This window comes from Aquibium carbonis (genome assembly GCF_003970795.1).
GTDB lineage: Bacteria > Pseudomonadota > Alphaproteobacteria > Rhizobiales > Rhizobiaceae > Aquibium > Aquibium carbonis.
On record NZ_RWKW01000031.1, the window covers coordinates 114,943 to 130,380 of the forward strand.

At 68.6% G+C, this 15,438-nt stretch carries 6 protein-coding genes; 5 read left to right on the top strand and 1 reads right to left on the bottom strand.

Going from position 1 to position 15,438, the window contains the following annotated elements:
* Window positions 1–2: 2 nt before the first annotated feature.
* On the bottom strand, window positions 3–1,535 hold the full coding sequence (locus tag EJC49_RS09045; protein WP_126699448.1) for a UxaA family hydrolase: 1,533 nt from the start codon (window positions 1,533–1,535) through the stop codon (window positions 3–5).
* A 192-nt stretch (window positions 1,536–1,727) separates the two neighbouring features.
* On the opposite strand from EJC49_RS09045, the gene EJC49_RS09050 reads away from it, so the two are divergent.
* From EJC49_RS09050 to EJC49_RS09070, 5 genes are all read left to right on the top strand, one after another.
* A complete protein-coding gene (locus EJC49_RS09050) occupies window positions 1,728–2,981 on the top strand; it encodes a sarcosine oxidase subunit beta family protein (protein ID WP_126699450.1) in 1,254 nt (417 codons plus the stop codon).
* A gap of 10 nt (window positions 2,982–2,991) precedes the next feature.
* Window positions 2,992–3,255, top strand: coding sequence for a sarcosine oxidase subunit delta (locus EJC49_RS09055; RefSeq protein ID WP_126699452.1), 264 nt, complete (start codon window positions 2,992–2,994; stop codon window positions 3,253–3,255).
* The gene (locus EJC49_RS09060; RefSeq protein ID WP_126699454.1) at window positions 3,252–6,104 is read left to right on the top strand and encodes a sarcosine oxidase subunit alpha family protein; all 2,853 of its coding nucleotides are present in this window, start codon (window positions 3,252–3,254) and stop codon (window positions 6,102–6,104) included. Before EJC49_RS09055 ends, EJC49_RS09060 begins: the two co-directional genes overlap by 4 nt.
* Window positions 6,097–6,627: an aminomethyltransferase family protein gene (locus EJC49_RS09065; RefSeq protein ID WP_126699456.1), complete on the top strand. Its 531-nt coding sequence runs from the start codon at window positions 6,097–6,099 to the stop codon at window positions 6,625–6,627. The genes EJC49_RS09060 and EJC49_RS09065 overlap by 8 nt, the downstream gene beginning before the upstream one ends.
* A 620-nt stretch (window positions 6,628–7,247) precedes the next feature.
* Window positions 7,248–15,119 (top strand): hypothetical protein, encoded by a 7,872-nt coding sequence (locus tag EJC49_RS09070; RefSeq protein ID WP_126699458.1) that lies wholly within the window; start codon window positions 7,248–7,250, stop codon window positions 15,117–15,119.
* Window positions 15,120–15,438 lie beyond the last annotated feature (319 nt).

The following is a 15,438-nucleotide window of genomic DNA, read 5'->3' on the forward strand; positions in this document are numbered from 1 at the left end:
GCCTACATCACCGCGCCGATCTGCCAGGGGACGAACTCCGAATCGCCGTAGCCGAGGTCTTCGGATTTCGACCGCTTGCCTGACGCGACCGCCAGAATCTCGCGAAAGATTTCCTCGCCCTTCTCCTGCACGGACACCCCATCGAGGATGTCGCCGCAGTTGATGTCCATGTCCTCGCGCATGCGCTCGTACATCGGCGTGTTGGTGGCGAGCTTGATGGAGGGCGCGGGCTTGCAGCCATAGGCCGAGCCGCGGCCGGTCGTGAAACAGACGACGTTGGCACCGCCAGCGACCTGCCCGGTCACCGAAACAGGATCGTAGCCGGGCGTGTCCATGAACACGAAGCCTTTTTCCGTCACGGGCTCGGCATATTCATAGACGGCATTGAGCGTCGTCGACCCGCCCTTGGCGGCTGCGCCAAGCGACTTCTCGAGAATCGTGGTCAGCCCGCCGGCCTTGTTGCCGGGCGATGGATTGTTGTTCATCTCGCCGCCGTTTCGGGCCGTGTACTCCTCCCACCACTTGATGCGCTCGATCAGCTTTTCGCCGACGTCGCGGTTCTTGGCCCGACGGGTGAGAAGATGCTCTGCGCCGTAGATCTCCGGCGTCTCGGAGAGGATTGCCGTACCGCCGTTGCGAACGAGAATGTCGGCGGCAACGCCCAGCGCCGGGTTGGCCGTGATGCCGGAATAGCCGTCCGACCCGCCGCATTGCAGCGCCAGCGTCAGTTCCGATGCCGGGATCGTCTCGCGCTCGACCTTGTTGGCGGCGACCAGCATCTCGCGAATCCGCTCCAGGCCCTGCTCGATGGTCTTCTTCGTTCCGCCCGAGTCCTGGATGGTCATGGTGCGGAAGGTCTCGCTCTCTTCGATGCCGTAGAGCTGCTTCATGCGGCCGATCTGGAAGACTTCGCAGCCGAGACCGACGAGCAGCACGCCGCCAAGGTTGGGATTGGCGGCATAGCCCCACTGCGTGCGTTTCAGGAGTTCGAAGCCCTCGCCCGAGGCCGCCATGCCGCAGCCGGTGCCGTGGGTGAAGGAGACGACACCATCGACATTGCCGAACGCGTCCAGCATCCCCGAGCGCATGGCCGCCTCCGCCATGAAGCGGGCGACGGAGGCCGAGCAGTTCACCGAGGTCAGGATGCCGACATAGTTGCGCGTGCCGGCTCTGCCATTGGCGCGGCGGAAACCCTGGAAGGTCTCTTGCTCCTCGACAGGCAGGACGTTGACCGGCCGCGCGGCCTCGGCGAAGCGATAGTCGCGGGCGAAGTCGTGCATTTCGACATTGTGCTCGTGCACCCAGTCACCGGGCGCGATCGGTTTGGATGCGAAACCGATGATCTGGCCGAACTTCACGATCGGCTCGCCGGTCGCGATCGCGCGTGCCGCGATCTTGTGGCCGAAGGGGATTCGCTCGCGCAGCGTGAGTCCTTGTGCGATCTCCGCGCCGGGTTCGATCTTGCCCGCGGCAACGAGGATGTTGTCGTCCTCGGCAAGGCGCAGCGTTCGCGCGTTCGTCTGGGTGGCGTCCATGGCTTCCCTCTCCCTGTCGCGACCGGCTGGCCTCGCCCGCCAATCGGCACATTCCTCGATTCCGGTCTACAGAAAAGCGCCGGGCGACGCCATCCGGCCGACGCTGCCACTAATGTTCGTGTCGCAAGCCCCGCTTTGTGGGCAACGCCCGGGCGTGTAGACAACAGTCCTGACCCTGGATGGAGACGTCGATTGACGCGCCGCTACTCAGCCTGGACGCTGGCCAAGGAAGGTCTGCGTGGCCAAACCGGCTGGCAACCCGCCTGGCGCACGCCCGAGCCGAAGCCGACCTATGATGCGGTCATCATCGGCGGCGGCGGGCATGGGCTCGCCACCGCCTACTATCTCGCGAAGAACCACGGCATCCGCAACGTCGCGGTGATCGAGAAAGCCTGGCTCGGCGGCGGCAACACCGGTCGCAACACCACCACCATCCGCTCCAACTATTTCTATCCCGAGAGCGTCGCGCTCTATGATTTCGCGCTGACGCTCTACGAGGGGCTGGGCCGCGAGCTGAACTACAACATCATGTTCTCGCAGCGCGGCGTGCTGACCGTCGCGCATTCCGAGGGCGAGATGGAGATCGCCGCGCGCACCGTGAACGCGATGCAGATCAACGGGACCGATGCGGAACTGCTGACGCCCGCGCAAGCTCTCGACAAGGCGCCCTTGCTCAACCGCGATCCCCGCGCGCGCTATCCGGTATTCGGGGCGGTCTGGCAGGGGCGGGCGGGCGTTGCGCGCCACGATGCCGTTGCCTGGGGCTATGCGCGCGCCGCCGACGGGCTCGGCGTCGACATCATCCAGGATTGCGAAGTGACGGATTTCCTGGTCGAGAACGGCCGCTGCGCGGGCGTCGAGACCACGCGCGGCACGATCCGGGCCGGCACCGTCGGTCTCGCGGTCGCCGGGCACTCCAGCGTGCTGGCGGCGAAGGCCGGCTTCCGCTTGCCGATCCAGTCCTACTCGCTGCAGGCGATGGTGTCGGAGCCGGTCAAGCCCTGCCTCGACACGGTGGTTCTCTACATGGGCACCGGCACCTACCTGTTCCAGTCGGACAAGGGCGAGATCGTGGTCGGCGGCGGGCTCGACCGCGTGCCCTCCTACGCGCAGCGCGGCAACCCGCCGATGCAGCGCACCGTGCTGTCTGGCATGCTGGAGATGTTCCCGTCCTTTGGCCAGCTCAGGATGCTGCGGCAATGGGCGGGAAACGTCGACGTGGTGCCCGATTCCTCGCCGCTCATCGGCCCTTCGCCGCTGCCGGGGCTCTATCTCAACTGCGGCTGGGGCACCGGCGGCTTCAAGTCCATTCCCGCCGGCGGCTGGCTGCTCGCGCACCTGATGGCAACAGGCGCTCACCATGCGATCAGCCGGCCCTTCGACCTCGACCGTTTCGCTACCGGACGGCTTGTGGACGAGGCGGCCGGCTCCGGCATCGCGCATTGAGGCCCTGACGATGCAGCTCTTTCCGTGCCCCTTCTGCGGCCCGCGTGACGAGACCGAGTTCCAGTTCGCCACCGAGGCCGGAAAGGCTCTACCCGAGCCGGCGGGCGACGTGTCCGCTGACCGCTGGGCGGCCTATCTCTATCTCAAGGACAACCCGAAAGGGGTGACGCGCGAGGTGTGGCTGCATTCGACCTGCGGCGAGTTCTTCCTGATGGAGCGCGACACGGTCACCCATGCGGTGATCGGCTCGCGGGCGATGGGGGGCGAGGCATGACTGCCCGGCGCATCTCCTCCCACGGCGCAGGCCGCTCCATCGCGTTCACCTTCGACGGCCAGGCTCTGTCCGGCGCCGAAGGCGACACGATCGCCTCGGCGCTGCTGGCGGCCGGCGTGCGCGTCGTCGGGCGTTCGTTCAAGTATCACCGGCCGCGCGGCATCGTCGGCGCAGGCGCCGAAGAGCCGAACGCCATCGTCGACGTCACGCTGTCGGGAAAGACCACGCCCAACGTCCGCGCCACGACCGAACCGCTCGTCGACGGCATGTCCGTGCGATCGGTCAATGCATCGCCCACGGCCGCGACCGATCGCGCCGGCATTCTCGACCGTTTCGCGTCCTTCATCCCGGCCGGCTTCTATTACAAGACGTTCCTGTGGCCCGACTGGCACCTGTTCGAGCCGCGCATTCGCGCGATGGCCGGGCTTGGCCGGCTCGATCGCTCGCATGAGCCTGCGGCCGAAAGCCCGGCGATCAACGCGCGCTGCGATGTGCTCGTGGTCGGCGCCGGCCCGGCGGGATTGGCGGCGGCGCGGGCATTGGCCCGGAACGGCGAGAGCGTGGTGATGGTCGACGACCAGGACGCGCCGGGCGGCTCGTTGCGACATCGGCACGCGGACATCGACGGGATGCCTGGCGTCGACTGGGCGGAGGCCATCGTCGCGCAGCTGCGCGCCGCCGGGCACACGGTGCTGTCCCGCACCACCGCCTTCGGTGTCTACGACCACGGGCTTGTCCTGCTTTGGCAGCGCCGCACCGGCCTGCCCGACGCGCTGTGGCAGGTGCGGGCCAGGCGCATCGTGGTGGCGGCCGGCGCCATCGAACGGCCGCTGGTCTTCCCCGACAATGACCAGCCGGGCGTGATGTCGGCGGAAGCGGCCCTCGTCTACCTGAAACGCTTTGGCGTGCTGGTCAGTCAGCGCATCGTGGTGGCCACCAACAACGACAAGGCCTATGGGGTCGCCGCCGCGTTGCACGAGGCCGGCGCATGGGTGATGATCGCCGACACGCGGCCGCGCGGGGCGGTTGCGCCGCACGCCGGCGTCGAGGTGATCCACGAGGCGACGATCGACCGCGTTTCGGGCGCCCAAGGCGTATCGTCCGTCACGGTCTCCGGCCGCTCCATCAAGGCGGACTGCCTGTTGACCTCCGGCGGCTTCACACCGACCGTACACCTGTTCTGTCAAGCAAAGGGCAGGCTGCGCCTCGACGAGACGATCGCAGGCTTCGTCCCCGGCGATCCGGTCGCCGGCATGGCGGTGGCGGGCGCGGCCAACGGCGCGTTTTCGCTGTCGCGCGCGCTGGCCGAAGGACATGCGACGGCACGCGGCGCGAGCGAAGCGCCGCGAGCATCGTCCCCGGACGACAGCTACGCCATCGCCGCTGTCTGGCCCGCGCCACGCGGCAAGGCGCGGCAGTGGATCGACCTCCAGAACGACGTCACCGTCAAGGACGTGGCCCTGGCGGCGCGCGAGAACTTCCGCTCGGTCGAGCACCTGAAGCGGTACACCACGCTCGGCATGGCGACCGACCAGGGCAAGACGTCGAACATGAACGGGCTGGCGGCGATGGCCGCCATCACCGGCCGCACGATCGAGGAGACGGGCACGACGACCTATCGACCGCCCTTCGTGCCTGTGCCGTTCACCGTGGTTGCCGGGCGCCGGCGCGGTGAATTCTTCAACCCCGTCAAGCGGCTGGCGCTGGAGAACCAGCATCGCGCGGCGGGCGCCGTGTTCCGCGAATATGGCGGCTGGCTGCGGCCGGGCTGGTACGGAAAGGGCAAGCCCGCCGACGAGATCGCGCGCGAGGCGCGGCAGGCCCGCGAGACGGTCGGCATCCTGGACGGCTCGCCGCTCGGCAAGATCGAGGTCATCGGACCGCAGGCCGGCGCCGTGGTCGACTACAATTCCTACCAGACGCTGGCGACGCTGAAGCCGGGCCGTATCCGTTACGGCTTCATGCTGACCGAGAGCGGGGTGATCTACGACGACGGCGTGGTGTCGAAGGTCGCCGACGATCACTATGTCGTCTCCTGTTCGTCGGGCCATGTCGGCGGCGTGGTTCTGCGGCTGGAGGAATGGCGGCAGGACCGCTTCGACCGGCGCCAGGTCATGGTTCACAACTCGACGCCCGAATGGGCGACGCTGACGGCGACGGGTCCCCGCTCGCGCGACCTTGTCGCCATGCTCGCGCTCGGTGTCGATCTTTCCGACGAAGCGTTGCCGCACATGGGTTTCGCCGACGGCGGCTTCTCCGGCGGCCCGGCCCGCGTATCCCGCGTCTCGTTCACCGGCGACCGCTCCTATGAGGTGTCGGTGCCGACGGGAAAGGCCTTGGCGCTCCACCTCGCGATGATGGAGGCCGGCAGAGCGCTCGATGCCGTCCTGCTCGGCTCGGAGGCGCTGCTTCTGCTGCGCGCGGAGAAGGGCTACATCATCGCCGGCAAGGACACCGACGGCACGACCATGCCGCAGGATCTCGGCATCACCGGCCCGCGCGACAGGCGGGCGGGCGAGTTCGTTGGCAAGCGGTCGCTGTTCACCGAGAACGCGCTGCGCGATGACCGGCAGCAAGGCGTCGGCCTGACGGTGGCCGATGGCGAACCGCCGCTGCCCACCGGCGCGCATGCGGTCGAGACACGTGGCGGCGCGCGCCGATCGATCGGTTTCGTCACGTCGAGCTACCAGAGCCCCGTGCTGGGCCGGCCGGTGGCGCTGGCGCTGGTCGAGCGCGGGCTCTCGCGCATGGGCGAGACGATCGAGTTCGTCCATCTCGGCGCGACCCGGCGGGCGACGATCGCGCCCGTCTGCGCCTTCGACCCGGAGGGAACGCGCATCCATGGCTAGCGACGCCGTCCACGATTCCGCCGCCAAATGGCCGGTCTTCCCCGACTGGAGCGGTGCCGTCATCGAACGCCCGGGCTGGTCCGGCCGGCCGGTGCTCGGCCTGTCGCAGGTGCTGGTCAGCGGCGATTTTCGCGCCGCGCTCTCCGCCCACGCGCCCACCGCGGCGGAAGCGGGGCTGTGGAGCATCGCGCCGACGGACCCGATTGCCGCGCGCATCGCCCGCGACCGCGTGCTTCTCGTCGGCTCCAGACCGCTCGACCTGCCGTCCGGCTGGAACGGCACCTGGGCCGCAAGCCCGGCGAGCGATGCCTGGTTCGTCGTCGACCTGGAAGGCCCCGCGGTGGAGCACGTGATCCGCGAAGGCACGGCCGCCGATCTCGGCGCGTCGAGCCCGTCGGCCGCGATCCTGTTCGCGGGCGTTCAGGCGATCCTCTACCGCACGGCCGACCGGTGTGCGCGGCTGCATGTGGAAAGCCCCTTCGGGCCATATCTCTGGCGCTGGCTGGAAGCCCGCGCGGGCTGAGGCGCTCGGCGCGCCCTGGCGAAGGATCGGGAACTGGCGCCCGTGACGGTCCAGGTGCCGAACGGCGCCAGCCGGCCGGCGATGAAGTTCAGGGGCCCCGCAGCCTGTACCCGCCCACCGAGTGCTCTCACGGCCGCATGTCAAGGGATCAGGTGGACGGCGGGTGCGATCGGCCCTTGGCTCGCTCCCCGCTCGGCAGCGCAAGAAAATCACATATGTCTGGGCAAAAATATGACATGTGTCCGGTGGGGCACACTTGTCCAAGAAGTGGACGAAAGAAAACGGTTGGGTTAATACTTGTAGTTGACCGCCATTTTATTGATGCTAGCGTTGGTGTGTTACAGATTCAGCCAGTTGCGCCTGCCCGGCTCTGAGAGGCGACGCAGCAACGGAGGCCGATTGTGCCCAGCGCGTCGCGAATCCTGGAAACGCAAGCCAGAGATCATTCCCTCCCGCCGGGCACGGCAGAATGCCTTCGCCTGGCGATCGCAAGCCCGGTCGATCTGCGGATGTCGAGGCGGATGGCGTTGTGGAGCGGCCTCCTGCCAGCGTCTGCGCTCCTCATTCTGGCCGGCACGGCGCACGACGCGCGCGCCGCGTGCGTCCCGAGCGGGGCGACGATGAACTGCGTCGACCCGCCCGCGGGCGGTGCGCAGTTCTCTGCGCCGGCAGTCACCACGCTGAACGTGAACGGTCTCACGACAAACATCGCCCCCGGCTCGGGCACGGCAGGCGTGTCCTTGTCGGCAGGCCCCGACAATGGCGGAAACGGCGGGAGCGGCCTTTTCGGCGGCGATGGCGACAATGGCCAAATCGGTGCCGATGTGACCGTCAATCATGTCGGTGGCGCCTTCTCCATCATCGGCACCAATGCTCCAGGGATCCACGCCGTCAGCCGGGGTGGCAGCGGCGGAAGCGGCGGCGACGGGATCGGACTCATCGCCACACCCGGAATCGGTGGCGACGGCGGCGATGGCGGGGCCGGCGGCACCGTGACGATCACGAGTTCCGGCGTCATCTCCACCACCGGTGACCGTGCCCACGGCATTCTTGGCGAGAGCATCGGCGGCAATGGTGGGCAGGGCGGAGATGGAACCGGCGCGTCGGTCTATGCGAAGGGCGGCAACGGTGGGGACGCGGCGGGCGGCGGGACGGTCTTTATCGACACTTCCAGCAACATCACGACCAACGGCACCTCCGCTCACGGCATCTTCGGCCAGAGCACCGGCGGAAAGGGCGGCGCAGGCGGTGACGGATTCGGCATCGTCGCTGACTGGGGACCCGGCGGAACTACGGCTGCGGGCGGCGAGATCTTCGTGACCAGTTCCGGCGCCATCGAAACGCTTGGAACCTATTCATACGGCATCTTTGCGCAGAGCGTCGGTGGGTTCGGGGGCGACAGCGGCGGCGGCGGCGGCCTTGTCGCCTTCGGGGAGGACGCGGGCAGCGCCGGACCGGGCGGTGCGGTGCACGTCACCAACAGCGGAACGATCGACACCCACCTGATCGGCTCGCACGCGATTTTCGCGCAAAGCGTGGGCGGCGGCGGCGGCAGTGGCGGTTCGGGAGGCGGCCTCGTGGCGCTCGGTGCCGGCGGCACGACCGGCGGCGCGGGTGGAGCCGTGACCGTCACCAACAACGGACCTGGCCATCTCGAGACCCGGGGCGTCAACGCCAAGGGCATTTTCGCCCAGTCGATCGGCGGCGGCGGCGGCGATGGCGGCAATTCGGGTGGGCTTGTCTCGATCGGCGGCAGCGGCAGTTCGACGAGTTCGGGCGGCGTGGTGACGGTGATCAACTCGCAAGCGATCACCACGCATGGCGACCGCGCGGACGCCATCTATGGGCAAAGCATCGGCGGCGGCGGCGGCAGTGCCGGCGTATCGGGCGGGCTCGTCTCGATCGGCGGCTCCGGGGGTGGCGGCGGCGATGGCGAAACGGTCGATATCACCAACAGCGGCGAGCTGATCACGTCGGGCACGTTCGCGCGCGGCATCTTCGCGCAATCGGTGGGCGGCGGCGGCGGCGATGGCGGCTTCTCCGGAGGGCTCGTTTCGATTGGCGGGTCCGGTGCGGAGGGCGGCCGCGGCAAGAAGGTCTCGGTCGACAATTCCGGCGCGATCACCACCGAAGGCGATGATTCGGCGGCGATCTTCGCGCAGAGCGTCGGCGGCGGCGGCGGCGCGGGCGGAAATTCGCTGGGCGTCGGCGTGTTCGTGACCGTTGCGGTGGGCGGCGGCGGCGGAAAAGGCGGTGCCGGCGGCGATGTCGCCGTGAACGAGGGCAACAATGCCGGCTCGGCCGCCGCACGCATCGAAACGATGGGGGACCGCTCGGCCGGCATCCTGGCACAGTCGGTCGGCGGCGGCGGCGGCACGGGTGGCTTTGCCATCGGCGCCGCTGGTGCGCCATACGGAAACGTCACCCTCACCTTCGGCGGTAGCGGTGGCGATGGCGGCGACGGCGGCGTCGTGTTCGTCGGGGCCAATGGCGAGATCTTCACCCGCGGCTCGTTCTCGTCGGGCATCGTGGCCGAATCGATCGGCGGCGGTGGCGGCAGCGGCGGGTTCACGGTCGCCGTGTCGGCGTCGACGGGTGGGTCGGTGGCGCTCGGCATGGGCGGCACCGGCGGCAAGGGCGGCGCCGGCGGTACGGTCGACGTCAACAATTTCGCGCGCATCCAGACCGGCTGCGCCGACTGCACCCAGTCCCACGGAATCCTGGCCAGCAGCATCGGCGGCGGCGGTGGATCGGGCGGCTTTGCGATCTCAGGCTCCGCTGCCCTGGTGGGAAGCCTGTCCCTCGGCTTTGGCGGTACCGGCGGGGAAGGCAACACCGGCGGCACCGTCAACGTCGTCAGCAACATCACCGACGCGGCGGGCATCCGCACCGACGGCGACATGTCGCACGGCATCCTGGCGCAGTCGATCGGCGGCGGCGGCGGCAATGGCGGATTCAGCGTCGCGTTGGGTGTCGCGATCCAGGGCCCTGCGGCCAGCCTGGCCTTTGGCGGTGACGGCGGCGAGGGTGCCATGGGCGGCGTGGTGACGGTCGATAACACCGGCAACATCACCACCAGCGGCGACGGCTCGAACGGCATCCTCGCGCAGTCGATCGGCGGCGGCGGCGGCACCGGCGGCTTCTCCGGCTCCCTGGCCTTCAGCGTGCAGGGGGCGGCCGGGGCTGCCTCCTTCGGCGGGTCGGGCGGCGAAGGATCGGAAGGCAACGACGTCACGGTGCATCACTCCGGCGACATTCGCACGACCGGCAACAACGCGGTCGGCATCCTCGCCCAGTCGATCGGTGGCGGCGGTGGCACCGGCGGCTTCAGCATCGGCGCTGCCGGCTCGATCAAGTCGACGGCCGCCGTCATGTCTCTCGGCGGCGAAGGCGGCGCAGGCGGCGGCAGCGGAACGGTGACGGTGACCGACGTCTTCGGCTCCATCGTGACCACCAGCGAGCAGTCGCATGGCATCCTTGCGCAGTCGGTCGCGGGTGGCGGCGGCAGCGGCGGGTTCAGCATCGGCGCGAGCTTCTCGCTCCAGAGCGATTCCTACGCAAATGCGGTGGGCGGCGGCGGCGGCACGGCCCAGAATGCGGGCGACGTGATCGTCGTCAACGACGCCGCCATCACCACGGGCGGCGACTTCGTGATGTTCGGCGGGCGCCCGGTCGCCATGGGCGTCGGCTCTCACGGCATCCTTGCCCAGTCGATCGGCGGCGGCGGCGGCACCGGTGGTTTCAGCGGAGCGATCGCGATCAGCTTCGAGGGAGACGCATCGGCCAGCACGACCGGCGGAGACGGGGCAGGCGGCGGTGACGGCGGTTCGGTCGACGTCACCTCCAACGGCGTGATCGTCACGCGCGCCGACAATTCCATCGGCGTCTTTGCCCAGTCGGTGGGCGGCGGCGGCGGCAATGGCGCATTCTCGATCGGCGTCGGTGGTTCGGTGAAGTCGGATGCCGACACCAAGAGCGTCGGCGGCAAGGCCGGCGCCGCGGGTGGCGGCGGCGAGGTGACCGTCGCGATCAACAATCACATCACCACGTTCGGCGCCTTGTCGCATGGGGTGCTGGCTCAGTCGGTGGGCGGCGGCGGCGGCAATGGCGGCTTCTCCATCGGGTTTGGCGGCTCCCTGGAAGGCGATTCCAAGGTCGACAGCGTGGGCGGCGATGGCAGCGGCGGTGGTGACGGCGGCGCGGTGACGGTGACGGTGGGAACGGAAGACGACCTCCTGTTCCCGCTCATCCAGACCTTCGGCGACGGAGCGGCGGGGGTCTTCGCCCAGTCGGTGGGCGGCGGCGGCGGTTCCGGCGGTTTCTCCGGCGGGTTGAGCCTCGCCATCGACGGCGCCGCCGAGAACAAGGTCGGCGGCGGCGGTGGCGGCGCGGGCGGCGCTGGCGGTGACGTCCATGTCACCAACTTCGGCACCATCACCACGCAGGGTGCCAATGCGGCCGGCGTGTTCGCCCAGTCGGTGGGCGGCGGCGGCGGATCGGGCGGGTTCTCCATCGCCGCGTCGCTCGGAGACAGCAAGGCCGTTGCCAACAGCGTGGGGGGCGATGGCAGCGGCGGCGGCGACGGCGGCAACGTGCGGGTCGACAATTTCGGATATATCGAGACCCAGGGGGCCTTCTCGCACGGCATCATCGCCCAGTCGGTGGGCGGCGGCGGCGGCAATGGCGGCTTCGCCATCGCCGCTGGCGTGACCATGAGCGGCGACGACGGATCGAGCAAGGTCGGCGGCGGTGGCGGCGGCGCGGGCGGCAATGGTGGCGTGGTGACCGTCAACAACGACGGCGCGATCATCGTCCATGGTGACAACGCCTTCGGCATCTTTGCCCAGTCGGTCGGCGGCGGCGGCGGCTCCGGCGGCATCGCGGGGGGGCTCGCGATCAATGGCAAGATGGAGAGCGCCGTTGGCGGCGACGGCGGCGCGGGCGGCAACGGCGGCGACGTCACGGTCACCAGCAACGGCAGCATCACCACGACCGGAGCCAATGCCTCCGCAGTCTTCGCGCAGAGCGTTGGCGGCAGCGGCGGCTGGGGCGGCCTGGCGATCGGCATCGGGACCGGTGCCGGCGAATCCGACGGCGTGACCTTGAGCCTGGGCTCGAAGAGCATCACCGAGACCTGCCTCAGCTGGCAGTTCGCCGAATGCCTGCCCACCGGCGGGACGCAGGGCATCGTCACGGTCACCATCAACGGCGAGACGACGGTGACCAGCGGCAATCTCGCCTATGGCCTGCTGGCCCAGGCGATCGGCGGCGGCGGCGGCGCCATGGGCACCGTGATGGGCGCGCTGAGCTTCTTCGGCAGCGATGTCGTCGTCGATCTCGGCTCGAACGGCGCCTTGTCGGAAGACGGCCAGGCGGTCGTCGTCACCTACGGAAACCCGACGACCACGACCGGCCTCGGGTCGATCGGACACATCGCCCAGTCGATCGGCGGCGGCGGCGGCGTCAACGCGATGACGGCCGAGGAGCTCGAGCTCAACCCCAACGGGGAAGACAGCTTCATCCTGAGCGTGGGCGGCTATTCGGAAGGTGCGGGCTTCGACGGAACCGGCAGCGGCGGCGGATTCGAGCTGACCGCTGAAGGCACCGTCACCACCGAGAACCACAACGCGATCGGCATCGTCGCCCAGACGATCGGCGGCGGCGGCGGCATCGGCACCATCTCCGTTGAATCGATCGTCAACGACGGAAAGCTGCTCGACATCCGCCTCGGGGGATCGCAGCGCACCGATGCCGCGTTCGTCGGCGACGGCGGGCCGGCGTCGACGCTGACCGCGCAGGAGAAGGTGACGACTTCGGGCGCTCTCAGCCACGGCATCGTCTCCCAGAGCATCGGCGGCGGCGGCGGCATCGCCAACGTCGTCTTCCTGAATGGTCTCGTCCTGGGCGATGGCGTCGACATCGTCATCGGAAGCGGGGCGGGCGGCGCCGGTGGCAACGGCGGCCACCAGACCGTGACGGCCCACGGCGTGGAAACCGGTGGAGCCGGGGCCATGGGCATCGTCGTGCAGTCGATCGGCGGCGGCGGCGGACTGACCGGCGTCTACGCCGGCGGCCTGTTGCTCGGCCAGGACGGCTTCTCGCTGACGCCCGTCGCGATCGCAGCCGGCGAGGCTACAGAAGGCGGCAATGGCGGCGACGCGACGCTGTACAGCTACGGCAGCGTGCGGACCGACGGGTATGGTGCACACGGTATCGTCGTGCAGTCCATCGCTGGCGGCGGCGGCATCGTCGGTTCGGGCATGTTCGGCGCCGACCTCGCCGATCCGGGCCTTGGGGCCTTTGCCGGCAGCGTCGGAAAGCCGGGCACCGCGGGGGCCGTGTCGATCATCCAGACGGGCAACGTGGTCGTGGCGGGCGAGGACAGCGTCGGCATCTACGGTCAGAGCGCGGGCGGCACCGCCAATGGCGCCGTCGACATCGTCATCGATTGGAACGGACCGCAGGGCAACGGCATCGGCCTCGTCTGGGCCGCCGACGGCTCCGGCGCGGCGGTGCAGTTCGCCGACGGCTTGGACAACACCTTGTCGACCAACGGCACCCTGTACGCCCAGGGCAGCCTCGCCACGCCGGACGTGCTGCCGATGCTCGGAGGCCTGGCCATTCTCGGCGGCAGCGGCAACGAGGACGTCTTCAACCGCGCGCGCGGCCCCGGTTTCGTCGACGACTACGCCCTGACGGGCGGCGTCACCCGGACGAGCAACATCATCGGCAATGTCGATCTCGGCGGCGGCCTCAACAATCTGACCAACGAAGCGGGCGCGCTGTTCATTTCCGACGCCTTCGTGAACCTGGGGACCGGCGGCTACCTGACCAACCAGGGCTTTCTCGCGCCCGGCGACCGCGGGCGCGTCCGGACGACGGCGATTGGCAGCCACCTCGCGCTTGCCGATTCCGGCTTCTACTACATCGATATCGATCTCAATCAGCAGAACGTCGACGACACGAAGGTCACCGACCTGATCACCGTGGACGAAACCGCCACCGTCGACGGCGGCGGGCCGCTGTTACTCCTGTCCATCAACAAGGCTTTCTCCGACGCCGGCTACGTCATCGTGCACGCCGACGGCGGGGTGACCGACCTGGGCTTCACGCCGACGCTGACGCCGCCTGCCGTCGGTTTCATTTTCAGCGTCGACGTCCAGGCCAACCCGGTCATTGGTGACGATCTCGTCCTTCTCGCCGAGAAGCCGCCCTTCCTCGATCTCCTGCAGGATCCGGCCTCCGGCACGACCGATCCCAATGTCTGGCGCATGGGCGAGGGCATCGATGCCATCGAGCAGGCGATCGACGTCGACGATCCGTTCAACTATCTCGTCAACCTGCTGCGGCTGCAGCCCGATCACGAAGCGCTGGGCGACGCGGTCGTGACGCTGACGCCGCACCAGGCGCCGCACCTGTTCACGATGACGCAGCAGCGCGCCGCCGAATTCCTCGACCTCGCGGGGGCGTGTCCGGCCGACCGGATCGATCCAACCGGCAAGCGCCGCGACTGCGTCTGGGGCGACTTCAGCGGCGGCGAGTACAGGCGCGGTGTCGTGCAGGACAGCCCGATCAACGAGGATGACTGGCGCTCGCTGGCCTTCGGCGCCCAAGGGGCTCTGGATGACCGCTGGGCGGCCGGCTTCGTGGTCGGCACCTCCGAGACGTCTTCGACCCAGTTGCGCGACGGCGAACCGCTGTCCGACCTCAAGGGCAACATTCATTCCGCCAGCGTGTCGGCCGATTATCGCGACGGTCCGTTCGGCATGACCTTCGTGGCGGCGGGCTCCTATGGCGCTTGGCGTGCGCGGCGACACGTCGAAGTCGGTGGTTACGAGCAGACCTACACCAGTTTCGATGGCATCGCTTATGGGGACGACGACGAGGAGTACCCGCTGTTCTCCGAGAAGACGGTCGAGTTCGAGGGCATCGACGGGATCGCCAAGAGCAATCCGAAGCTGCTCTCGTTCACGCCGCGGGCGCGGTTTCGCCACTTCCAGACGTTCAGCAATTTCGAGGTGGTGTCGTACCTCGATTTCGATGGCTACTTCATGTATTCCCGCGAGCGGAATGAAACCGGTGTAGGCTTGGCCAACCTCACCTATCCGGGCCAGTGGCAATCAGCCTTCGTGTTCACGCCGCGCCTGGAGGTCAATCGCACCGTCGCGCTTGCGTCCGGGGCGGCCTTGAGCGGTTATGTGCGGGGAGGTGTGGCACTCTCGCCGCAAAAATCCTGGTCCGCGCTAACGCAGTTCATCGCCGCACCAGACGGCCTCGATCCGATCAGGATCATCGAACCCTTCGATCAGGCTCGGTTCGAGGTGGAGGCCGGCCTGAAGCTCTATTGCGCGCAATCCGGCGGCAACTTTCAGCTGAATTATGGGGGAGCCTTCGGCGCCACCACCAGCCAACATTCGGTCAGGGCGTTGCTGGCCTACAGGTTTGGCGGAGGGGCCAGTGACGCCGGTTCCGGCGCCGGCAACTGCCTGTGATCTCCGGCCGACGGCGCCGGGTCGAGCGCCTCGTCGGATCGTCCCTGCCGGGTGCGAGACCGGTTGCCCGGATCGACGAGAGAACTCATCCCCTCGCGGCCAAGGGATGAACCTTGCCTTCCGGCCAGGCTTCGTGCGGCCTGTATTGCCGCATGGATCCCATCGTCAAATCGACCGGCGTCAGGTGATGCGACGGCACGATGTCGTCACCCATGTCTTAGGTACAAACTGTCACCCATGTCTCCGGGTCGTACACATGAGCGACCCGAGACATAGGTGACGGAACGTACCGGACACATGGGTAACACTTTCCGTTTTT